We start from the raw sequence: 20,032 nt of genomic DNA, 5'->3' as shown, positions 1-20,032 counted from the left end.
TGTGCGCATCCCCTGAGACGCCGCGCCTCTTGCGCTTGGAAAGTCCGTATTCTACTTGAGCTAGCGTGCTGTGCTGCGAAACGCACGAATGCACGCATGCACGCACGCGCCCACGCGAGGGACGTCGCTGAATGCGCGCTCCGGAAACGACAACGCCGCCCAAAGGCGGCGTCATACGTTTTGACGAGAGACCTGACACGGGAAGCAGGTTCGCGCAACTTCCCGCGGGGCGTCTTACTTCAGCTTGGCCGCACGCTTCTTGGCCTCCGCTGCCGATTCGCTGTCCGGGTACTTGGCCACCAAATCTTGCAACGTCTTTTTAGCTGCTGCCGTCTGCCCGGATTCGGCCTGATTACTGGCAATTGCCAGCATCGATTCGGCCGCCTTCGGACTCGTCGGATACTTCGCCACGACCCCTTGCAGCGTCGCGGTCGAGCCCTTCAGATCCTTATTGGCGTACTGCGCATTGCCAAGCCAGAACTGTGCTTCGGGCTGATACGGGCTGTCGGGATACTTGGCAGAGAAGGTCCGGAATGCCGTTTGCGCACCCTTGTAGTCACCATTGCGGAATTTCGTCAGCGCGGCGTCAAAGACATCTTTCTCGCCCGGTTGGACGGTGCCTGTCACGCCGCCGACGGTCATCTGCTGTGGTTCGAATTTCTTCAAACGGCCATCGAGGTCGTTGTAGAAGTCCTTCTGACTTTGTTGCAGGTTCGCAAGCTGGTTTTTCAGATCTTCGTTCTGGCCGCGCTGGTCGGCCAGATCACGCTGCAACTGCTGGATCTGGTTGTTCAAATCCAGCACGTTGCGCGTGAGCCCCTCGATCCGCTGCTTGTCCGAATCCAGACGGCTGCGGATATCGAGGATCGCTTTGCGCGCCTCGTCGTCGTCGAACAGTCCGGCATGCGCGAGCGGGCTCAGCAGCGTAGTGCCAAGCGTCGCCGCACAGATCAGGTTTTTAAGCAAACGAGACGTCATGGCGATTCAATCAATAAGCCAGATCGGCGCGACGGTCTTGCGCCCAACCAGCTTCGTCAGTACCGGTAGCCTTTTCCTTGCCCAGCGAAACAGCTTCCATCTGGCTGGTGTTGGCGCCCAGTGCCGACATGGCCTTCACGACCGATTCAGCACGCTTCTGACCCAGGGCCAGGTTGTACTCGCTCGTGCCGCGCGGGTCGGTGTTGCCCTGAACCAGCACGTGACGTTGCGAGTACTTGTTCAGGAAGTTGGCGTGTGCCTGGAGCAGCGGGGTGTACTGTGCGTCGACGTTGTATTGGTCGAAGCCGAAGTACACGCTGCGCTTGGCGAGCGGGCCGTTCGGGTTGTTCAGCTCGTCAGCCGATGCGTCGACGGGGGCGACAGCACGAGCGTCCGTGGTGGTTTGACCCTTGTTGGCGTTAGCCTGGTCGTCAAGCTTCACGCCCGACGAGCAAGCGGCCAAAGCGGCCAGCGAAGAGATGGCGAGGATATTACGAAGCAGGGAACTCATATGAGCCTCCGTTGGATGTTGCTGTTGATGTTATTGCATAAAAGGGCCCCAGGAGGGTTCGCGAACTTCCCCTCCCCGAACCTGAAGAATCTGCCGGGTTTGCCCGTCCACCGAGACTGCCGCGAGAACCTTTCGGCCCCCCGACTGCGTTGCATAAAGAATGTACTTGCCGTTCGCGGCAAAGCTCGGTGACTCGTCGTGGCTGGTGTCGGTCAGAGCCGTAACATCGCCAGTACTCATATCCTGCACGCTCAGCTTGAATCCGCCACCCTGACGCGCGATAAACGCGAGGTATTTGCCGTCGGGACTGATTCGCGGGCTGACGTTGTAACTCCCCTTGAAGGTCACGCGCTGCGCAGCGCCTTCACCTTCGCCGCCGGCCGGCATCTTGTAGATTTGCGGACCACCCCCACGATCGCTCGTGAAGTAGATCCATTTGCCATCCGGCGAATACTGCGGTTCGGTGTCGATCGCGCCGCTGCGCGACAGACGTTTGAGGCCACCGCCATTGGCGTTGACCTGATAGATCTGCGTGTTGCCATCGCGCGAGAGGGCAACGGCGAGCTTGCTGCCGTCCGGCGACCACGACGGTGCCGAGTTGTTGCCCTTCTCATTGGCGAGCACGGCACGGCGGCCGGTCGGCAAATCGTGGATGTACACCACCGGCTTACGCTTCTCGAACGAGACGTAGGCCACCTTGGTGCCGTCCGGCGACCAGGCCGGCGAGATGATCGGCTCGCGGCTGTTCAGTGCGACGCGCGCGTCTTGACCGTCCGAGTCCGAAATCTGGAGCTGGTAGGTCGAGCCGGTATGCAGCACGTACGACAGGCGCGTGGCGAATACCCCGCGATCGCCCAGCAGCTTTTGATAAATATAGTCGGCGATCTTGTGCGCGGTCAGGCGCAGATTCGCAGCCGATGACGTGAGTGCCAAGCCGCCGAGCGGCTGGCCGTTCACGGCGTCGTACAGGCGGAAGCTGACCTGGAAGTTGCCACCGCCTGCCGGGGTGATGGTGCCGGAGACGAATGCGTTCGCACCCTTGGCGCGCCACGTACCGAGATCGACCGAATCGTCCACGCCAACGGTGGCGCCGCCCGTATCGATCTGATTGAAGCGACCGCTGTTGCTCAAGTCGGCCTTGACGACGGACACGATGTCCGTAGGCGCAGTGCCCTTGAAGTTCGACACGGCGATCGGGTAGCGGTTGGTACCGACACCATTGATCTCGACAGTGAGCGGGGTCTGCGCATGGGCGATCGTGCAAGCCGCGGTAAGCCAGGTGGCTACCAGCGCACGCCATGCATATTGACTGGAAATTCGCATGCGTTCGATTAGTCAGTTACGCGGTGCAAGGGCCATTTCTACCACATCCTGATGAAAATGGACTCGCATCACTCGGTTTTCGTTCCCGTTTGACAACATTCGTCAGCCCTTGGGGCGGAGCGCAATGTTGAACGTCGGGGGCGGGGCTTTGCCGTCGACGTCGCGCGGCAAGGGGTCTGATTTCTTGATGCCAGCCAAGGCGGCGGCGTCCCACTCCGGATTGCCGCTCGACTTCGTCACCTGCATCGACAGAATGCTGCCGTCCGGTGCCACGCGCACGGCGACGACGACTTGCGGATTACCTGTCGTATCGCCGCCATAAGCAATATTCGGTTTGACTCGGGCTTTCACGCGTTCGGCATAACCGGCTGAAGCCGTGCCGCCGCCGCCTGCACCCGTGCCGCCTGCCTGCGTGCCCAGCCCGTTGCCGTTGGCGCCCGGCGTACCGGTTGCCATGCCACGCAGCGATGCCAGACGTTGCTCGCGCGCCGCATCTGCGGCCTTTTGCGCGGCGGCTTGTTGTGCGGCCTTGGCCTTGGCGGCCTTATCTTCCGCCGCCTTCTTCTCGGCGTCGGCCTTCTTCTGTGCTTCGGCGAGTTGCTGCTGCTTCAATTGTTCGGCCTTCTTCGCGTCCTCTTCCTTCTGGCGCTTCTGGTCGTCGGCTTTCTTTTGATCGGCAAGCTTTTGCTGGCGCGCGGCCTCATCGGCGGCGGCCTTCTTGCGTGCGATATCGGCGGCCGCCTGCTGGTCGGCCAACTGCTTTTGCTTAAGGGCTTCCTGACGTGCCTTTTCCTGCTGCGCTTCGAGCAGACGCGCCTGTTCGGCCGCCTCCTGCTCCTGCTTGCGCTTTTTCTGCTGGAGGGCGATGTCGGCGTCTTCCTGCGGCGGCGTGGGCGTGGCGATCGCGGGCGGTGCCGGTGTCGGTGGCGGCGTTACCACCGGCGGCGTCGGCGTGGCGACTTCGGTCGGTGTCCACAATTCCGCTTCGGAACCTGCGGGCGAGCTGTTCTGCCAGCGCATGCCATAGAAGAGCAGCGCGAACAGCAGCGCGTGCATGAACAGCGCGAGGAGGAATGCCCGCCCCGTGCCGCGCTCATCTTTGCGCGGACCAATGGGGCGGTCGGGTCGGGCTACGGTGCGGCTCATTTCTGCTTGACGAGCAGGCCCACGCGCTTGACACCCTGGGCCTTCAGATCGGACATCACGTTCATGACGATTTCATAGCGCACCGACTTGTCGGCGGCGATGACAACCGGCTGATCCGGGTTGGCAGCCTGACGGCCTTGCAAGAACCCGGTCAGATCGCCAGCGCTCATGCGCTGTTCGATCGTGTTTTCACCATCCTTATAGCGAACCAGCATGCGGTTGTCGGCTTCGATATTGACGACGACCGGCGGCGTTTGTTGCTGCGGGCTGGCGTTGGCCACGCTGGGCAAATTGACGATCGACGGCGCCACCAGGGGCGCTGCCACCATAAAAATGACGAGCAGCACCAGCATCACGTCGATGTACGGTACGACGTTGATGTCTGCCATGGCGCGACGGCCGCGGCGAGCGTTGCGCATAGAACCTGCCATGTCTCGGCGCTCCCGGAGTGCTTAGTGAATCTGCCGTTGCAGGATGTTGGAGAACTCTTCGATGAAGCTTTCGAAGCGGATCGACAGCCGGTCGATGTCGGTGGCGAAGCGGTTGTAGGCAACCACGGCAGGGATAGCGGCGAACAGGCCGATGGCCGTTGCCACCAGCGCTTCCGCGATACCCGGCGCCACATTGGCGAGCGTAGCTTGTTGTACGTTCGACAGGCCGCGGAAAGCGTTCATGATACCCCACACCGTACCGAACAGACCAATGTACGGGCTGACCGAACCGACCGACGCGAGGAACGGCAAATTGTTCTCGAGCGAGTCCATTTCACGTTGAAAGGAAGCGCGCATCGCACGGCGGGCGCCGTCGAGAATGGCGTGCGGATCGTTCAGGCCTTTTTCGCTCGCCTTCATGTATTCGCGCATGCCCGACTCGAAGATGCGCTCGAGCGCACCGGTCTGATGACGGTTGTTGAGTGCGCTTTGATACAACGCCTGCAAATCGCCGCCCGACCAGAAGTCGCGCTCGAAGCGCTCGGTCTGGGCGCGGGCCCGGCGAATGGCGAAGATCTTGCGGAAGATGTGCGTCCACGACAACAGCGAGAGCAGCAACAGCAGGGCCATCACGGCCTGTGCGAGCACGCTGGCATGCATGACCAGCGAAATGATGGAAAGGTCTTGATCGGGCATGGTGTGGTTATTGACTGACCGGAATTCTTGTCCCTGGGATCAGGCGGCCGCCGCGCCGCTCCCGGCGTGGGCAACTGCACTGACGGACTTGTTGGCGGCAATGGCCGATTGCATGGCGAGCCGCACGTTCGCCGGAATTCTGCCTGGGCGCAACGTGTCGGCCGACACACAGCCGATTTTGATGCTGCCGCGCGCCAACAGTTCGCTGCTGCCGTCGGGCGCATCGCGCCAGGCTTCTTGAAGAAAGTCGACACTCGCGCCGCCGAGATGCTCGATGCGGCTTCGCACGATCACGAGATCGTCCAGCCGGGCGGGGCTCAGGTAGTCGAGCGCAGTCGAGCGCACGATGAAAATCATGCCGGTGTCGCGGGCCAGTTGGAGTTGTTCGATGCCGAGCGAACGGAGCCACTCGGTGCGGGCCCGTTCAAAGAATTTAAGGTAGTTGGCGTAGAAGACGACGCCGCCGGCGTCGGTGTCCTCGTAGTAAACGCGGATTGACCAACTGGTATCAAAATCAGCCATGCCGCGCATTGTATCGGAACGCGGCAACAACGCCAGTCACGGAAACAGAATTTTTCAACTCCATGCAACAACCGTGTCTCAGCCCGCGATTTTTGCCGTCGCCGGCGCGCACCAAAGTGGGGCGAATTCGGCGCGGTGCCCCGTGTACCGGGCGACACGCGTGGGAGTGTCTCTGGCGTGGGCGGCGGGAGCGTCCCTATAATGACGGCTCGCAAGCCCCCTGATATTCGAGAGAATCCGGCCCCCGCACGCATGCATCGTACGAGCGCCGTTTTTCAGTCTGTAAAACTACCTGCGAGGCCCTTCGAAGTGACTTCCCCCGAAACGCAAGCTCCCGCCCCCAAAGCCGTCCAAACGGTTCGTATCGCCTTTCTCGGTCTGGGCGTCATGGGGTATCCCATGGCCGGTCATCTGCAACGCGCCGGTCACACGGTCACCGTCTACAACCGCACGGCGGCCAAAGCACAACAGTGGGCGAAGGAATATGGCGGCAGTCATGCGGCCACCCCGGCCGAAGCCGTGCGCGACGCCGATATCGTGGCCGCCTGCGTGGGCAACGACGACGACTTGCGCAGCGTGGTCCTCGGTGAGCACGGCGCATTTGCCGGTATGAAAGCGGGCGCTGTGTTCGTCGACCACACGACGGCGTCCGCCGATGTGGCCCGCGAACTCTACGCCGCCGCGCGCGACAAGGGCCTGAACTTCGTCGACGCGCCGGTCTCCGGTGGTGAAGCGGGGGCCAAGAATGGGGCGCTCACGATCATGTGCGGTGGCGATGCCGCGGCGTTCGATCAGGTCGCTGAGACGCTTCGCGCCTATGGCCGTGCCGTCACCCGTATTGGGGAGGCGGGCGCGGGCCAACTCGCCAAGATGGTCAATCAGATTTGCATCGCCGGGCTCGTGCAGGGGTTGTCCGAGGCGATCAACTTCGGGCAGCAGGCCGGTCTCGACATGAAGCTCGTGCTCGACGTCATTAATAAGGGGGCCGCTGCGAGCTGGCAGATGGATAACCGCGGTCAGACAATGATCGAGGGCAAGTTCGACTACGGTTTCGCTGTGGATTGGATGCGCAAGGACCTCGGGCTTTGCCTGGCGGAGGCGCAGCGACAGGGCGTGTCGCTGCCGGTGACCGCGCTGGTCGATCAGTTTTATGGCGATGTGCAGGCCCTGGGCGGACGCCGCTGGGACACGTCTAGCCTGATCCACCGTCTGCGCGTGCTCTCGGGCAAGGACTGAGCGCCGGGGCCGTCTTCGGGGCAGTCTCCGGGTTCATCTCCGGGTTTGTCTCCAATCGTCAGCCGATACCGGTTGGCACTAGAATGCGGAAAACGGGACGTCGTGGTGCGACGGCACGGCGACGGCCAGCGCGGTGGTTTAGCGCTTAGCCAGTGTCGTGCGGGAGGAGACCGCCGCGATTCATAACGACACTGACAAAGATCCTAAAACCGGCATGAGTAATCAGTCGAACGCCGCGGCCGTCCGCGCATTCCGCATTCTCGAAATTCTCTGCGCCGCAGGCGCGCCCATGACATTGGCAGAGATCGTTGCCGCCATCGGTCTGCCGAAACAGACCGTTCATCGCATTCTCAAACAGTTGGAAGCCGCTTGGCTCGTCACGCGCGAGGCGGGCAGCCGCCATTACGAGCCGTCGTCGCGCGTGCGCGCGCTGGCGGTCAATGCGCTGATGCACGCTGGCCCGGCGGCGGCGCGCCACGCCATTCTCCAGCAACTGGTGGATAAGCTCGGCGAGACCTGCAACCTGTCGATGCTCTCGGGCGACGATCTGGTGTATCTCGATCGTGTGGAGACCGAATGGTCGCGCCAGCTCAAGCTCTCGCCGGGCTCGCGGGTGCCGTTGCACTGCACGGCGAGCGGCAAGCTGTTGTTGGCATTCCTGCCCCGCGCCCGGCGCGAAAAGCTGATTGCGCATTTGCCGTTGCGCCCGCGCGCCGAGAACACGATTACCGATCTCGAAGATTTGCGCGCGGAACTGGCCGAGACGCGAAAGCGCCGTGTCGGCACGAACAACGAAGAGCACGTGCCGGGCATGATTGCCGTGGCTGTGCCGGTCATGCTCGATCGCAATCGGGCGTGCGCGGCCATCGCGGTGCAGGCCAGTGCCGAGCATTCGACGCTCGATAAACTCATGACCTACTTGCCGGAACTACAGGCCGCCGCCGAGACGATGGCCGCCACGTTCAACGAGTAATCAGGGCTTTGCCGCACCCGCGGCGGACGCCGTGCTCCCAGCCTCCGAGCTATCGGCAGGCGCCGCAGGCGTTGCCGTCTGCGCCGAAGTGGCCATTGCATCGAAGGCCTGCGTCAGTTGCAGCGCTCCTTGTGCCGATTCCGCTCGCACGCGTGGCCCGATGAAGATCGGGTCGAGCACGAGGAACAACAGGTTCGGTGTGCGATAGATGAAATCGCGCTCGAAGCGTGTTCCCGTGCCTTCTGGCGTGAGCTTGTATCGCACCTCGCCCGACGGCCGCCGGTTGACTTCGCCTTCGATGCGCCACGTGAGCGGCGGCTGCGCTTCGACAACCTTCCAGTGAATGATGCCGTGACGGCCTGCGAGACGGAATTCCTCTGCGACTTCGCCGCCGAGTCCGAGTGGACGCTCGGTCGCGCCTTCCACCGCAAGCGATGCCGGATGCCACTTGGGCCAAGTGGCTGGGGTGGTCACGTAGTCATAAACGACCTGCGGCGGCTGGCGCAGGGTGATCACGTTCACCACATGCGTCTCGCGCTCGAACGGCAGCGGGGCGAGCGAGAGGACGGCAATGATGGCGACGGTGGCGAGGACGAACAGGAAGGCTCGCTTCATCGGCGCGCGCTCAGGCACCGGCGGGCGAATCGAGTTCGACGTCGACCATGAGGTCGTTGGCTAGCCCTTCGAGCACTTGACGAAGGGCGTCGGTCGAGACGTTGGCCGGCACGCGCAGGCGAGCGGTGGCGCGAAACAGCGTGCCGCCGGACATCGAGCCTTCGACGCACTCGGTGTCGAGTTCGTCGATGCTGATGCCACGCGCGAAGAGCACGTGCGAGATTTCTTTGACGATGCCGGGGTGATCCTGGCCGACGAGATCGAGTTGCAGTAAACGCGCACCGGGATCGGCGGCGGCGCTTTGGGCGTGCGTGACCGACACGCGCAGCCCGTGGGTCTCGAGGGCTTGCAAGGCTTGTGTGAGGGTGGCGACGCGCTCGTCGGGCACTTGAAGATGCACGATGCCAGCGAACTGACCGGCCAGATTGGCGAGGCGGCTTTCGAGCCAGTTGGCACCGGCGGCAGTGGCACGATCGGCGATGGCGTTGACCAGCCCCGGGCGGTCCGGGCCGATCACGTTGAGAATCAGGGACGTCGTCATGTCAGGCTCCGTCGAATCTGAAAAGGCAGGAAGCATCGGCGGCGCTCGCTGTGGCGCAAGCGACCCCACGGCGACCGGTTGGCGTGCAAGGCTCAAGTGTAGTGCAATCGCACCGCTCGCCGCTATGCCCACGCGGCGCGCGAGGCAGCGACTGTGCCCCTGTGCTTATAGACCGTCTTCGGCCATGCGCAATAACGCGATGACGGTGGCGTCGTCGGTCTGCGCGAAATCGCTGTACGCGATGCTCACGGCATAGAACGGTTCCGGCAGCTCCAGACAAACGACGGCATCGGCCAGTGGCGCCAAACGCGCCACCGCATCGCGCGCGCCAACCGGTGCGCACGCGACGAGCGGGCCCGCCCCGAGCCGCCGCAAGGCGCGAAGCGCCGCAATCATGGTGGCGCCCGTCGCAATGCCATCGTCGACCACCACCACGGGTAATCCCGCCACCTGCGGCGCGCCGCGTCCCGGCGTATAGGCTTGACGCCGTTGCTGTAACAGCGCGCGCTGCCGGGCGGTCTCGCGTGCGAGGTAGGTGCCCGTCGCGCCTAACGACAACGCATGGTCCGCCAGAAAAATCCCGCCGAATTCATCGACGGCACCCACGGCCAATTCACTCTGATGCGGCGCGCCGAGCTTATGAGCGAGCAGCACGTCGAGCGTGCCGTTCAGATGTCTGGCGATGGGCATCGCGACGGGCACACCGCCACGCGGAATCGCCAGCACGAGCGGCGGCCCGCATTGCGCGAGCACCGTGTGCGAGGCGAGGGTTTCGGCGAGGGCATTGCCGGCAGCGGCGCGATCGAGGAACGGCATGACGGCGGCGGGGGCAAGCCCGGCAGAGAGAGGATGCTGCCATCCTAACGCCGCATGCTGATGCTTGTTTAGCGCGCGAGCAGTTCGGGGACGGTGCCGACGAGCAGCGTCACGCCCGAGCAGGCAAGCAGCGCGAGCACCATGCGACGAAACGCGTGGTCCGAGAGGAATTTATAAGCCCACGCACCGGCCAGCGTCGGCAGGATCATCGACGGCACGGCAATCGCAAACAGATGAAGCGTCTTCGCGGTGATCACGCCGTGCACGGTGTACATGATCATCGTGAGTGTGTGCATCACGATGAAGAAGAGCTGCATGACCGCGCGCTGGAGGTCTTTGTCCCAGCCGCGCAGCGTGCACCACAAGGTCGGCACTACACCGACGAGTCCGCCGATGCCACCCATCAATCCACCGATAAAGCCGACGACGCCGTCGGCAGCGCGTCCGCCGTGCGTGATGCGGGGCAGGTGTGCCGAGAGCAACAGAATCGTGCAGTACACGACGAGAATCGCCCCGATGCCCGCACGAAACCAAACCGGATCGAGATAGCGAAGAATCCAGACGCCGACCGGCACCCCGACGAGGCCACAAATCACAAACGGGGCAAGCCGGTCGAGCGGAACGCTACGGCGTACCGCGCGCAGGCCGAGAATCTGGCCGATGAGCGAGCAGAAGGCGACGAGCGGACCCGCGAGCGTGGGCGGCAGCGACCACGCCCAGAAGGACAGCGCGACCAAACCAAAGGCAAAGCCGGACAAGCCTTGCACAAAGCCGGCCACGCACGCGCCGATAATCAGCGGAAGAACGGGATCGAATGTCATGAATCGGGCGTACGCGATGCTGCCGCGCCGGTCTGGCCGGGCGGCAGATCAGTCGACGGGGCAGGGCGACGGATAAAGGCGGCATTATGCGGCGATCCGGCCGATTCGCGAAATCCGATGGGTGTGAGCAGGTGCGGAGGTCACAGCGCACCGCGACGCAACGCGATGCAGATAAGCGCAACGTTAGCGTTTGCCCAGCAGGCGTGGTGCCAGCCGTTCCCACACGGCAACGACGGCGGTGCCGACGCTAATGCCTAGCGCAGCACCGGCGAGCGCGTCGCTCGTCCAGTGATAGTCGGAGGCGATTTGTCCGAAGGCGGTGGCGGCGACTGCAATGGCACACGGCCAGCGCAGTGCCCGGTGGCGCAATGCCACCACCGTCGCGAACGTGAGCATCACCGTCAAATGCCCGGACGGAAACGACGCATACGCCGCGCCGTCCCCTGCGAACAGCCGAAACTCGAACACACCGTCATGCAGATACGACGGGTTGTTGTGCGTCCACGTATCGGGCCACGTGCGGCCGAAGACGTGCTTCAGTCCTGCCTTCGCAAAGACGGCCACCCCCAAGGCGCCGCCGGAGAGCCAAAGCGTAATCAACCAGTCAGGCAACGTGCGGCGCCAGAGAAGCACCGCACCCAGCGCGAAGAACACCGGCCAGCCCACGACGAACAGCGGCGCGGGCAATTCCGCAACGTGCTGTATCCATGGCGTGCCTTGCGTGTGCAGATGCGCGAAGTCCGCAATCGGCCGGTCGAACCATGGGATTGCAGCAAGCGCCAACAGCAAGCAACCAATTGCGCTACCCCATCCGGCGCGCAGGCAGATGCGCGGGGCGGCAGAAGCCGCGGCAGTGGACGGCACGGACGGTGGGGTGGACGGGGTGGGGCTGAGTTCAGTCATGACGCAAGTTCGAGAAAGCCCGGTAGCGACGCCATCGTGCGATGGCGACATGGTATTCGGGAATGCGCGGGGTGGGGGCAAGGGAGGAGGCTGCGAGGGAGCAAGCCTGACGCAGCGGCGTGGCGATTTGATGACGATCAGTACGTGCGCGTTGCGCGCATGACATGCTCCGGTGGCAAGGAACGGAAAGATTTTTTGCGGGATTGACGTCCATCGTCCTACAATCGTCCCCTGCATGGCGGGGCCATGAAGTCGACCAATCAGTCGAACATTGAGTCGACCATGCAGCGCTGAGACGCTGCGGCGCCGGAAATTCAGATCCATCGCTTTTGTGCGAGTAGTTCGCCAGTCAAAACAAAATCAATAACGCATGCGGGGGCAGCAGTGATTCGGGGATTCAATAGCATCATCGACCGTCTGGCGCGCGAGTTCTGGCGCGCCGCGCACACGCGTGAGCAGCAGCATGCTCAGTCGCAAATGCGAGGTCTGCCGGAAGTGCGCGCCGCCGAGCAAGCGCAGCGCGCGTTTGAAGAGGCACCCGCTGCCGACGCGGTAGCGCGAGAGCGGCTGCATCTGGCCTGGCAACAAGCCGAAGCGAGCGCACAAGGCGCGCGGGCCAAGTTTGAGATTGCGCGTCTGGAGCGTCTGCTGGCCGATGGCCTCGCGCGCGACTTACGCATTCCGCCCGCCGACCTGCGTGCGCGCAACACGCCGCCAGTGCTCGACACCCGTCATCTGCCGAAGATTCTCGCCAAACCCGAATGGGAAACGTTTGCCCCGGAGAAGCCGGGCAGGCTGGCGCTGGCAATGCCGGGCGCGTCGGCGCGATACGAGCAAGCGGTGTCGAAGGCGCGAAGCGAGTTCGTGCATGCCGAGCGCGAGTACGAAGCGTCGAAGATCCGCCGCACCCAAGGCTCGATGATTCTGCAAATCGCGCAGCAAAAAGCCACCGAGGCCGCTCGCGCGGAGGCGTCACGCCATAACGCGGCCGTGGCCGATTTCGAAGGGGCGTTGTTGCGCGGTGAAGCGGCGGCTGTCACTGGCTATGCGCGCATTGTGCTGAGCCGTAGCCCCTACCCGGAAGCGTTCCAACAGACACTGGCTGCGCACTACGTCGAGAATCTCAAATTGCTCGCGATCGGTGTCGACGTGCCGACGCTCGACGCGGCAGTCCCCATCGCGCTCGAATACCGCTACGACACCATCGAAAAAGCGATTCAGGGCATGCCGGCCGGCGAGGCGATGCGCGCGCAGGTGTACGCCAATGCGCTGCGCCAGTTGCTGCTGCGCTCGCTTTATGAACTGTTCGCGGCCGACCCGTTGCGGCATGTGAATGCCATCGTGCTGAACCTCTATGCGAATGCAGGCGACGAGCGCCTGTGTCTGGCGAGCGTGCATGTGTCGCGTGCCGATTTCTCGGCGCTGGTGCTTGCTGAGGGCGATGCGGTGACGCATCTCGCGACGATCGGTGCGCGCGTGTCGGCGCGTCCCGAAGCGTTGCAGGCAGTCACGCCGGTGGCGGGCGTCGATATGACGCAGGTGATCACCGATGCGGATGTCGCCGTCGATCGCCGCTTCAATCTGATGACGCTCACCGACAAGGACTTCACGCAGGTGATGTTCCACCTGCTGCGCTCGCACGGCTTCGAAGGGCCGCCGCTCTTGCCCACGGAAGACGGCATGCTGACCTGCCGCGCATGGGATCCGCATCCGATCTTCGGGGGCGACGTGGTGGTGCATATCTATCGCAACACCCCGCATCTGGGCTTGGGCGCGGCGCGCACGATGCTCGCGGAAATGCAGCAGATCGGCGCGGCGCGCGGCATGTTGATTACCACGGGGGAATTCGAAGAGGGCGTGGTGGAGTTTGCGCGCGACCGGCGTATCGAATTGCTTGGCGGTCAGCATCTGGTCTTTCAACTGAAGGAGAATGCGGGCGTCGAGGCAAGCGTGACGGCGCCGGCGTCGCCCGAGGCCGCTGGCGGCATCGGGGCTGCGGGAGCCACGGCCGCGTCGGTGTAAGTGTTTCGGCGCTAGCGTGCCGGGTGATGCCCCTCTGGGATGGAAGATCGTCTGCGAAAGACCCGCCTGCTATAGTGGGCCGGTCTTTCCCAAGGCAAACCCATCACCGATCACCCATCACGGAGGTTCGTATGTCACAACGCACGAAACGCCTGTCAGGCCAGCGCATGGTGAGCACTTTGGGCACGGCACTCGCACTGGTGCTGTCAGTCGGCGCGCCCACGTTGGCGCACGCGCAACTCGACGCCTTGAAGAATGCCATCGGCGGCGGCTCCAGCGGCACCAATTCCGGTGGTCTGGCTGGCAGTTTGGGCGGCATGGGCTCGGCGAGTTCGCTGACCTCGGGCAGCATCGGCAACGCCACCGGTGTCTTGCAGTTCTGCATCAAGAACAACTACCTCAGCGGTGCAAATCTGAGTTCGGCCACGGACGTTAAAGACAAGCTGCTCGGCAAGCTCGGCACGCAGTCGGGTTCTGCGGCCGCCAGCCCGGGCTATCTCGATGGTGCCAAGGGACTGCTGTCGGCATCGGACGGCAAGACGGTCGATCTGAATGGCGGTGGGCTCAAAGAGCAACTCACGCGTCAGGTCTGCGACAAGGTGCTCGATCAGGCCAAGTCGTTTCTCTGACAACCACGGCTGAGTGGTACCAAAAAATTCATTGAAACTGGGTCTTTGCGGTGGGCCACGCCTCGGCGTACGCTAGGCGTTATTCCATCCCCACCGCCTGAGTCCGGAGTCTTCGATGTATTTGCCTACCGCGTTTGCCGACGATCGTCCCGAGGTTCTGCACGATTTCATCCGCGCCAATCCGCTTGGCCTGCTCGTGAGCGCCGGCGCGCTTGGGCTGGTGGCCGATCCGATTCCGTTTCTGATGTATCCCGACGAGGGCGAGTTCGGCACGTTGCGCGCCCACTTGGCGCGCGCGAATCCGCATGGCCCGGCGTTGAAGGATGTCGACGATTGCCTCGTGGCCTTCACCGGCGCGCAGGCTTACATCACGCCCTCGTGGTACGCGGCCAAGGCCGAGCACGGCAAAGTGGTGCCGACTTGGAATTACGCCGCAGTGCACGCGTGGGGCAAGCCGCGCTTGATCGACGACGCAGCGTGGGTGCGCCGCTTGGTGGGCGATTTGACTGCATCGCAAGAGCAGGGCCGGTTGGCGCCGTGGGCGGTAGAGGATGCCCCGGCAGACTTTATCGACGGCATGGTGCGCGCCATCGTCGGCGTGGAAATTCCGATTCGTCGCATCGAAGGGAAATTCAAAGCGACGCAAAATCGCGCCATGGCAGACCGCGTCGGCGTAGTCGAAGGGCTTCGCGCTCAAGGGCCGTTGAGCGAGCCGATGGCCACGCTGGTGGCGCAGCGCGGCGACGTGCCGCAAAGCTGATGGCGGCGGCGCTCACCCGAGCGCCCCACCGTAACGAAACGAAACAATTTCGCGGGTTTCAGACAGGTTTGCCGCTGGCGTCCCCGCATACAATGCGGCATCCCGACTCAGGTGCCGCGATGAAAACGTTGCTCGCCATGCTTGCGCTGTTGCTCTGCTTGTTCCTGCTGGAACAGGCCGACGTGCCGAGCGCGCAAGCCGACGAGTGCGGCAATCTCGCCCCCGATCAGACATTGCAGTGCGCCGCCTACGGGGCGGGAAACGTGGTCCCTGAATAGCCTTCATCCGCTACAATCGCACCCCCAAGTCTTACCGTAAGCAGTGCGATGAAGCAGTCTGAACGGACGGCCACCGCAGTGCGCGCAACTCGTTTGCGCGCGATGGCCCGGCAATTGGCAACACTCGCAGTCAGCCCTCGTTGTGCTGTCGCTTTCCAAATTTCCCCCCTGATTTCCCGCGCAACGCCTCGTTCGATTTCTCTTCTGAAGGCTATTCCGCTTGTGATCGGCGTTGGCATTGTCGCGGCCTACAGCAACGCATTCGCTGCGCCGAGCGCGTGTGGCGATCACTACTTCGCGGGCACCGCGCCCGATATCACCAACGCATCGATGACCCGCGCGGCGCGCGAGGTGTGCTTCAGCGCGTTCGGTGTCATGCACTCGGGCGTGACGCGCACGCCGCTCTGGTCGGCCGAACATCTCACGCGCGACCGGCTCGCCGACGCGCGCGAAATGACCCGCGTCAACAGTTTCCACGCCGAGTCGAATTTGCCCGCCAGCGAGCGGGCCGAGTTGCGCGATTACGTGCGCTCGGGGTACGACCGCGGCCATATGGCACCCTCGGCGGACATGCCCGATGCGCGCGCGCAATCGGAGAGCTTTTCGTTGTCGAACATGGTGCCGCAGAACAGCGAGAACAATCGCTATCTCTGGGCGGGCATCGAATCGAGCGTGCGCACGCTGGCACGCGACCGGGGTGAGTTGTTCGTCATCACTGGGCCGCTCTTCAAAGGGCAGTCGATCACGCAGATCGGCAACCGGGTGATGGTGCCCACGCAACTCTTCAAAGTGGTCTATGACCCGAAGCGTAAGCAAGCGGGTGCCTATCTTGTCGCCAACGAGGCAACAGGCGACTATTCGGTGGTCAGCGTGGCTGAACTAGAGAAGCTGGCTGGGATCGACTTCTTTCCCGGCATGCCGACCTCGGTGAAAGCCACGGCGATGCGCCTGCCCACGCCCAAGGCCGCTGGCGGCAGCAAGCGCAAGCGAGACCCCGAGGTGCCGACTTACCGTGAGGTGCAGACGGTGCTCGACTTTCTGCGCACGATCATTCGCTAACCGATGTTTCCCCCGACACAGGAGTCTTCGATGACCGCATCGTCCTCAGCCGGCACCACCTTTGCCCCGTTCGCCAACGACGCCGACGCCCTCTCGCTGGGTGAGCTGAACGTGGAAAATCATACGGATCACGTTGCCATCTTTGGAAGCCTGACGCTGCGCCGCGATGCCGAGGGGCTTCGGCAGGCACAGGCGCTGAAAGCCGTGTTGGACGCCGTGGTCGCCGCGCTGGGTTCCGGCGCGTTGCCGGAACACGCCGAACCGGCGGCAGACGTTGCCCCGCGGCAAGTGAAGAACCCGTTTGCGGAGTGACGGCTCCGGATTTACCCGGGGTTGGGGCTTTATTCAAACATTCGATGTTGCGGCGCACTAGATGAATTGGCTTGCCGATGCATCGGCCGCAACCTTCGCCTTCCTGCGAATTTCATCGTGCGACATGCCGCGTGTCGGGTCGAGCGCGCGCACCCCTGTCATTTCTTGTCGTTTCCCAATCCATGCGGGTTGCGCGACAACTTGTCGCACCTGCGACAAAGTGTCGCATTGACACTTCTTTTCAAAAATCAGGATTCACGTCACCCATTCGCTTTTTCGCGAGGTCTTAATTCGTCTCGAAAATCGCCGGGCAGGGTCGATTTTCTTGTGGCGACGCAACACCGATAAGGGGTTTACGGCTTTCTTGCGAAGCGCATACTAGCCCTGCGTCCCGTCGATTCCGATATCAGGGAGTCGGTGACGGGAAAGGCCACGAGCACTAAACAACGCGAGGTTACTTATGCACATCCGTTGGAAAAAAGTGTATTCGAGTGGATGGGGTTCTGTTCACCACATTCAACCCCGTTCGAATCGCAGCGCCACTGAGCGCGAGCAACTCTTTCAACGCCTTTTGGCGGTAGCGATCGCCTGTAGTGTGGGCGGATTCGTTCTTCTGTCGATCGGCGCGGCCTTCCTAGGGCGCTAAGTCCCCAATCTTCCTTTCGCGCGCGGCACCGCCTTCCGACGGCCTGCCGCGCATCGTTGCTTTCCCCATCTGATTTGAATGTCTGCGCTTGCGCGGGCGCACCGCTGCGTGCGCGCCGTCGGGCGCAATTCGCGCCATAAAAAGCGAACGTTCGTGCGCTTCGACACGTTTTGTTACAGATGTTTAAAGTGTCGAAGCGTTCGCCTATTCCGGCCATCGCCAAACATTAGCGAATCGGCAAAAAATCCATTGGAAATCATTGCAATGCGGCGTGAAGCGCGTTTTCACGCGTCGCGATAAACGTCGGCTGACCGAGTTTTGGCGCGGCATCCTGTAAGTCGACGCTATTGCAATTCCACAAGAATAGTGACATCTTGAGGCGAAGTCGGCGTGTAGGAATTCAAGGTAGTTCGTTCTGAGGATTTGTCCGAATTGCCTTGCGTCTCTAAACTTTCGATAAAGAAGAAAAGATAAGGCATTGCGGGCCGGTTTGTTTGATTTGTGAGGTGCGCCATGGAAATTCGCTGGGAAAAGTTGTATTCGGGCGGATTGGGTCGTTTTTACGACACTTCGGAATCGAGCCGCCGCCGGGCACGGCGAGCGCAGTTGGCATGGTTCGGTATCGCTATTTCGGTCGCTGTCGCGGTGGGCGCTGTCGCTATCGCGTGGCGCTGGATCTGATGCCTGCCGGCCGCTTCAACCACACACTGACTACGGGGATGCTGGCGCTGCTCGCTGTGACGGCGGGCGCGTCGGTGTACGCGCAGCAACCTCAGCCGCCTCAGGCACCACCGGCATCATCGGCACCGGCCGCAGCGTCGGCGTCTCCCGGTTTGGTCGCCGAGCCCGTTGATGCGTCTGGGCAGGCATGCGGCAGTGTCCGCGCGCTGCCAGCCGACGTCACCCATTACCGCTACGAAGTGAAAAACCGCTGCCAGCGGCCCATCACCTACAGTTGGCGCTGCAATAGCGCGGATACCGAGCACTCGCTCGATGTCGCCGGACAGGCGACAGAAGTGGCGACGTGCGTGAAAGCCACCGGTGCTGCCGGGGAAATCATCTTCCGCTTCGGGCCGCCGGGTACTGGCAACTAATGTTCGGTCGGCTACCGCCTGGCAGCTTGCCGCTGTCGGTATCGCACCACCTGTGAATCCCTTGGTCGACCGGTCGCCACATCCGCCGGGAATGGCTATCATGACGCCATGCCGCTCGCTTGCGGGCGACGCTGACAAGCTTCTGCATCTGCTCCGAGATACTCGATCCGCCAAGGACCCCCGCCGAGGACCCCCATGAACGAAACCGTCACCTCGCCGTCGCTCGACACGGCCGCCCTGCGCGAATTCGTCGAACGCAAATGGAACGATGAAATTCTTCACGCGCTGACCGACTACATCGCAGTACCCGCCAAAAGCCCGGGCTTCGATGCCGACTGGGCGCGCAACGGTTACATCGACCGCGTGGTGCGCGACGCCGCGCAATGGGCCGAGCGCCAGCCGGTCAAGGGGCTCAAGCTCGAAGTCATCCGCCTCGAAGGCCGCACGCCCGTGATCTTCTTCGAAGCCCCGGCCACGCGCTCGGGCAGCGACGAGACGATCGTGCTGTACGGCCATTTGGATAAACAACCTGAATTCGACGGCTGGCGCAAAGACCTCGGCCCGTGGACGCCGAAGTTCGAAGACGGCAAGCTCTACGGTCGCGGCGGTGCCGACGATGGCTACGCGATCTATGCCAGCGTGACGGCCCTCGCGGCGCTCGACGCGCAAGGTGTGGAGCGTCCGCGTTGCGTGGGGCTGGTCGAAACGTGCGAAGAGTCGGGCAGCTACGACTTGCTGCCTTATGTCGATGCGTTGCGCGAGCGCTTGGGCAAGGTGAGTCTCGTCGTCTGTCTCGATTCGGGCGCAGGCAACTACGATCAGTTGTGGCTGACCACGTCATTGCGCGGCATGATCTCGGGCAGTCTGGAAGTGCAGGTGCTCGACGAAGGCATTCACTCGGGCGGCTACGGCGGTATCGCGCCGTCGAGCTTCCGCATCATGCGCCAACTGTTCGAACGGCTGGAAGATGCAGGCAGCGGCAATGTGTTGCCCAAGGGCTTTCACAGCCCGATTCCGCTGCAACGCTTGAAAGAGGCGGAAGCCACGGCTGCGATTCTTGGCGACGACGTTTGGAAGAAGATGCCGTGGGCCTGCGGTCAGGACGGCCTGTCGGTGCTGCCGACCACCACCGATCCGAAGGAAGCGCTGTTGAATTCGACGTGGCGTCCGTCGCTGTCGGTCACCGGCGCCGCAGGTCTGCCCGCGTTGGCCGATGCGGGCAACGTGCTGCGTCCGCGCACAGCCTTCAAACTCTCGCTGCGACTACCGCCGCTCATCGATGCCGCGCAAGCCGTCGACGAACTCAAATCGCTGCTCGAACTCGATCCGCCCTACAACGCGAAAGTGACGTTCAAGGCCGATGCGTCGGCATCCGGCTGGGATGCCCCGGAAGTGGCCCCTTGGCTGTCGACGGCGCTCAATACGGCGTCGCAACGCCACTACGGCGAGGACGTCGCGTTCATCGGGCAGGGCGGCACGATTCCGCTGATGAACACGCTGCAAGCGGGGTTCCCGAGCGCGCAGTTCATGGTGTGCGGTGTGCTCGGTCCGAAGTCGAACGCCCACGGTCCGAATGAATTCCTGCACGTGCCATACGCCAAGAAGCTGACCGCCGCCGTGGCCGAGGTGATCGCGCTGGCACCGTAAGCTTCTGCTGATCGAATGACCGAAAGGGCCGCATCGAAAAGATGGCGGCCCTTTCGTTTTGTGGGGCGGCGCA

At 63.0% G+C, this 20,032-nt stretch carries 23 protein-coding genes; 11 read left to right on the top strand and 12 right to left on the bottom strand.

Features of this window, described 5'->3' with window-relative positions; all coding sequences use genetic code 11:
• Nucleotides 1-234: 234 nt before the first annotated feature.
• The 7 genes from ybgF to ybgC form a co-directional block, all read right to left on the bottom strand.
• Nucleotides 235-978: a tol-pal system protein YbgF gene (gene ybgF / locus PPN31114_RS08270; protein WP_174987791.1), complete on the bottom strand. Its 744-nt coding sequence runs from the start codon at nucleotides 976-978 to the stop codon at nucleotides 235-237.
• Nucleotides 979-988: 10 nt separating this feature from the next.
• On the bottom strand, nucleotides 989-1,489 hold the full coding sequence (locus PPN31114_RS08265; protein WP_150678909.1) for an OmpA family protein: 501 nt from the start codon (nucleotides 1,487-1,489) through the stop codon (nucleotides 989-991).
• A gap of 30 nt (nucleotides 1,490-1,519) precedes the next feature.
• Nucleotides 1,520-2,812: a Tol-Pal system beta propeller repeat protein TolB gene (gene tolB, locus PPN31114_RS08260; protein WP_150678908.1), complete on the bottom strand. Its 1,293-nt coding sequence runs from the start codon at nucleotides 2,810-2,812 to the stop codon at nucleotides 1,520-1,522.
• 102 nt (nucleotides 2,813-2,914) lie between these two features.
• A complete protein-coding gene (gene tolA, locus PPN31114_RS08255; protein WP_150678907.1) occupies nucleotides 2,915-3,958 on the bottom strand; it encodes a cell envelope integrity protein TolA in 1,044 nt (347 codons plus the stop codon).
• Entirely contained in the window at nucleotides 3,955-4,389 is a 435-nt protein-coding gene (tolR, locus tag PPN31114_RS08250; RefSeq protein ID WP_046291400.1) for a protein TolR, read from the bottom strand. Before tolR ends, tolA begins: the two co-directional genes overlap by 4 nt.
• 21 nt (nucleotides 4,390-4,410) lie before the next feature.
• Nucleotides 4,411-5,085: a protein TolQ gene (tolQ, locus tag PPN31114_RS08245; RefSeq protein WP_150678906.1), complete on the bottom strand. Its 675-nt coding sequence runs from the start codon at nucleotides 5,083-5,085 to the stop codon at nucleotides 4,411-4,413.
• 39 nt (nucleotides 5,086-5,124) lie between these two features.
• Nucleotides 5,125-5,616 (bottom strand): tol-pal system-associated acyl-CoA thioesterase, encoded by a 492-nt coding sequence (gene ybgC, locus PPN31114_RS08240; RefSeq protein ID WP_150678905.1) that lies wholly within the window; start codon nucleotides 5,614-5,616, stop codon nucleotides 5,125-5,127.
• A gap of 300 nt (nucleotides 5,617-5,916) precedes the next feature.
• Here ybgC and PPN31114_RS08235 point away from each other — a divergent pair, with 300 nt between their 5' ends.
• Together PPN31114_RS08235 and PPN31114_RS08230 are read left to right on the top strand one after the other, a co-directional pair.
• Nucleotides 5,917-6,843: an NAD(P)-dependent oxidoreductase gene (locus PPN31114_RS08235; protein WP_246182432.1), complete on the top strand. Its 927-nt coding sequence runs from the start codon at nucleotides 5,917-5,919 to the stop codon at nucleotides 6,841-6,843.
• Between the two features lie 214 nt (nucleotides 6,844-7,057).
• Complete coding sequence (locus PPN31114_RS08230; RefSeq protein ID WP_150678903.1) at nucleotides 7,058-7,816, top strand: IclR family transcriptional regulator; 759 nt, start codon at nucleotides 7,058-7,060, stop codon at nucleotides 7,814-7,816.
• Here the strand turns inward: PPN31114_RS08230 and PPN31114_RS08225 are convergent, their stop codons facing one another.
• The 5 genes from PPN31114_RS08225 to PPN31114_RS08205 form a co-directional block, all read right to left on the bottom strand.
• Nucleotides 7,817-8,431: an SRPBCC family protein gene (locus PPN31114_RS08225; protein ID WP_150678902.1), complete on the bottom strand. Its 615-nt coding sequence runs from the start codon at nucleotides 8,429-8,431 to the stop codon at nucleotides 7,817-7,819. It lies immediately after the preceding gene.
• Between the two features lie 10 nt (nucleotides 8,432-8,441).
• Nucleotides 8,442-8,972 carry a glycine cleavage system transcriptional repressor gene (locus tag PPN31114_RS08220; protein WP_150678901.1) on the bottom strand — a complete coding sequence of 177 codons (531 nt, stop codon included), beginning with the start codon at nucleotides 8,970-8,972 and terminating at the stop codon, nucleotides 8,442-8,444.
• 165 nt (nucleotides 8,973-9,137) lie between these two features.
• Nucleotides 9,138-9,788 (bottom strand): phosphoribosyltransferase, encoded by a 651-nt coding sequence (locus PPN31114_RS08215; RefSeq protein ID WP_150678900.1) that lies wholly within the window; start codon nucleotides 9,786-9,788, stop codon nucleotides 9,138-9,140.
• A gap of 68 nt (nucleotides 9,789-9,856) precedes the next feature.
• Nucleotides 9,857-10,609, bottom strand: a complete 753-nt coding sequence (locus tag PPN31114_RS08210; protein ID WP_150678899.1) for a sulfite exporter TauE/SafE family protein — start codon at nucleotides 10,607-10,609, stop codon at nucleotides 9,857-9,859.
• 183 nt (nucleotides 10,610-10,792) lie between these two features.
• Complete coding sequence (locus PPN31114_RS08205) at nucleotides 10,793-11,512, bottom strand: phosphatase PAP2 family protein (protein WP_174987788.1); 720 nt, start codon at nucleotides 11,510-11,512, stop codon at nucleotides 10,793-10,795.
• A 384-nt stretch (nucleotides 11,513-11,896) separates the two neighbouring features.
• Here PPN31114_RS08205 and PPN31114_RS08200 point away from each other — a divergent pair, with 384 nt between their 5' ends.
• From PPN31114_RS08200 to PPN31114_RS08170, 9 genes are all read left to right on the top strand, one after another.
• Complete coding sequence (locus tag PPN31114_RS08200) at nucleotides 11,897-13,534, top strand: restriction endonuclease (RefSeq protein WP_150678897.1); 1,638 nt, start codon at nucleotides 11,897-11,899, stop codon at nucleotides 13,532-13,534.
• Between the two features lie 131 nt (nucleotides 13,535-13,665).
• The gene (locus tag PPN31114_RS08195) at nucleotides 13,666-14,163 is read left to right on the top strand and encodes a YjjA family protein (RefSeq protein WP_370865843.1); all 498 of its coding nucleotides are present in this window, start codon (nucleotides 13,666-13,668) and stop codon (nucleotides 14,161-14,163) included.
• A 115-nt stretch (nucleotides 14,164-14,278) separates the two neighbouring features.
• Nucleotides 14,279-14,923 carry an FMN-binding negative transcriptional regulator gene (locus PPN31114_RS08190; RefSeq protein ID WP_150678896.1) on the top strand — a complete coding sequence of 215 codons (645 nt, stop codon included), beginning with the start codon at nucleotides 14,279-14,281 and terminating at the stop codon, nucleotides 14,921-14,923.
• A 119-nt stretch (nucleotides 14,924-15,042) separates the two neighbouring features.
• Nucleotides 15,043-15,201 (top strand): hypothetical protein, encoded by a 159-nt coding sequence (locus PPN31114_RS26165; RefSeq protein WP_174987785.1) that lies wholly within the window; start codon nucleotides 15,043-15,045, stop codon nucleotides 15,199-15,201.
• A gap of 222 nt (nucleotides 15,202-15,423) precedes the next feature.
• On the top strand, nucleotides 15,424-16,260 hold the full coding sequence (locus PPN31114_RS08185) for a DNA/RNA non-specific endonuclease (RefSeq protein ID WP_246182431.1): 837 nt from the start codon (nucleotides 15,424-15,426) through the stop codon (nucleotides 16,258-16,260).
• Nucleotides 16,261-16,290: 30 nt separating this feature from the next.
• Nucleotides 16,291-16,572 carry a hypothetical protein gene (locus PPN31114_RS08180; protein WP_150678895.1) on the top strand — a complete coding sequence of 94 codons (282 nt, stop codon included), beginning with the start codon at nucleotides 16,291-16,293 and terminating at the stop codon, nucleotides 16,570-16,572.
• A 1,159-nt stretch (nucleotides 16,573-17,731) separates the two neighbouring features.
• A complete protein-coding gene (locus tag PPN31114_RS26160) occupies nucleotides 17,732-17,899 on the top strand; it encodes a hypothetical protein (protein WP_157125820.1) in 168 nt (55 codons plus the stop codon).
• Entirely contained in the window at nucleotides 17,899-18,312 is a 414-nt protein-coding gene (locus PPN31114_RS08175) for a hypothetical protein (RefSeq protein ID WP_150678894.1), read from the top strand. The genes PPN31114_RS26160 and PPN31114_RS08175 overlap by 1 nt, the downstream gene beginning before the upstream one ends.
• A gap of 195 nt (nucleotides 18,313-18,507) precedes the next feature.
• Entirely contained in the window at nucleotides 18,508-19,959 is a 1,452-nt protein-coding gene (locus PPN31114_RS08170) for a M20 family metallopeptidase (RefSeq protein ID WP_150678893.1), read from the top strand.
• Nucleotides 19,960-20,032: the final 73 nt, after the last annotated feature.

The organism is Pandoraea pneumonica (assembly GCF_902459645.1).
Taxonomy (GTDB): domain Bacteria; phylum Pseudomonadota; class Gammaproteobacteria; order Burkholderiales; family Burkholderiaceae; genus Pandoraea; species Pandoraea pneumonica.
The sequence above is the reverse complement of the archived record's forward strand: the minus strand, read 5'-3'. Positions and strand labels throughout refer to the sequence as shown.

Bases quoted from the DNA above. Each gene is read 5' to 3' on its own strand.
- ybgF (WP_174987791.1), bottom strand. From the start codon at position 978: ATGACGTCTCGTTTGCTTAAAAACCTGATCTGTGCGGCGACGCTTGGC.
- PPN31114_RS08265 (WP_150678909.1), bottom strand. From the start codon at position 1,489: ATGAGTTCCCTGCTTCGTAATATCCTCGCCATCTCTTCGCTGGCCGCT.
- tolB (WP_150678908.1), bottom strand. From the start codon at position 2,812: ATGCGAATTTCCAGTCAATATGCATGGCGTGCGCTGGTAGCCACCTGG.
- tolA (WP_150678907.1), bottom strand. From the start codon at position 3,958: ATGAGCCGCACCGTAGCCCGACCCGACCGCCCCATTGGTCCGCGCAAA.
- tolR (WP_046291400.1), bottom strand. From the start codon at position 4,389: ATGGCAGGTTCTATGCGCAACGCTCGCCGCGGCCGTCGCGCCATGGCA.
- tolQ (WP_150678906.1), bottom strand. From the start codon at position 5,085: ATGCCCGATCAAGACCTTTCCATCATTTCGCTGGTCATGCATGCCAGC.
- ybgC (WP_150678905.1), bottom strand. From the start codon at position 5,616: ATGCGCGGCATGGCTGATTTTGATACCAGTTGGTCAATCCGCGTTTAC.
- PPN31114_RS08230 (WP_150678903.1), top strand. From the start codon at position 7,058: ATGAGTAATCAGTCGAACGCCGCGGCCGTCCGCGCATTCCGCATTCTC.
- PPN31114_RS08225 (WP_150678902.1), bottom strand. From the start codon at position 8,431: ATGAAGCGAGCCTTCCTGTTCGTCCTCGCCACCGTCGCCATCATTGCC.
- PPN31114_RS08220 (WP_150678901.1), bottom strand. From the start codon at position 8,972: ATGACGACGTCCCTGATTCTCAACGTGATCGGCCCGGACCGCCCGGGG.
- PPN31114_RS08215 (WP_150678900.1), bottom strand. From the start codon at position 9,788: ATGCCGTTCCTCGATCGCGCCGCTGCCGGCAATGCCCTCGCCGAAACC.
- PPN31114_RS08210 (WP_150678899.1), bottom strand. From the start codon at position 10,609: ATGACATTCGATCCCGTTCTTCCGCTGATTATCGGCGCGTGCGTGGCC.
- PPN31114_RS08205 (WP_174987788.1), bottom strand. From the start codon at position 11,512: ATGACTGAACTCAGCCCCACCCCGTCCACCCCACCGTCCGTGCCGTCC.
- PPN31114_RS08195 (WP_370865843.1), top strand. From the start codon at position 13,666: ATGTCACAACGCACGAAACGCCTGTCAGGCCAGCGCATGGTGAGCACT.
- PPN31114_RS08190 (WP_150678896.1), top strand. From the start codon at position 14,279: ATGTATTTGCCTACCGCGTTTGCCGACGATCGTCCCGAGGTTCTGCAC.
- PPN31114_RS26165 (WP_174987785.1), top strand. From the start codon at position 15,043: ATGAAAACGTTGCTCGCCATGCTTGCGCTGTTGCTCTGCTTGTTCCTG.
- PPN31114_RS08180 (WP_150678895.1), top strand. From the start codon at position 16,291: ATGACCGCATCGTCCTCAGCCGGCACCACCTTTGCCCCGTTCGCCAAC.
- PPN31114_RS26160 (WP_157125820.1), top strand. From the start codon at position 17,732: ATGGAAATTCGCTGGGAAAAGTTGTATTCGGGCGGATTGGGTCGTTTT.
- PPN31114_RS08175 (WP_150678894.1), top strand. From the start codon at position 17,899: ATGCCTGCCGGCCGCTTCAACCACACACTGACTACGGGGATGCTGGCG.
- PPN31114_RS08170 (WP_150678893.1), top strand. From the start codon at position 18,508: ATGAACGAAACCGTCACCTCGCCGTCGCTCGACACGGCCGCCCTGCGC.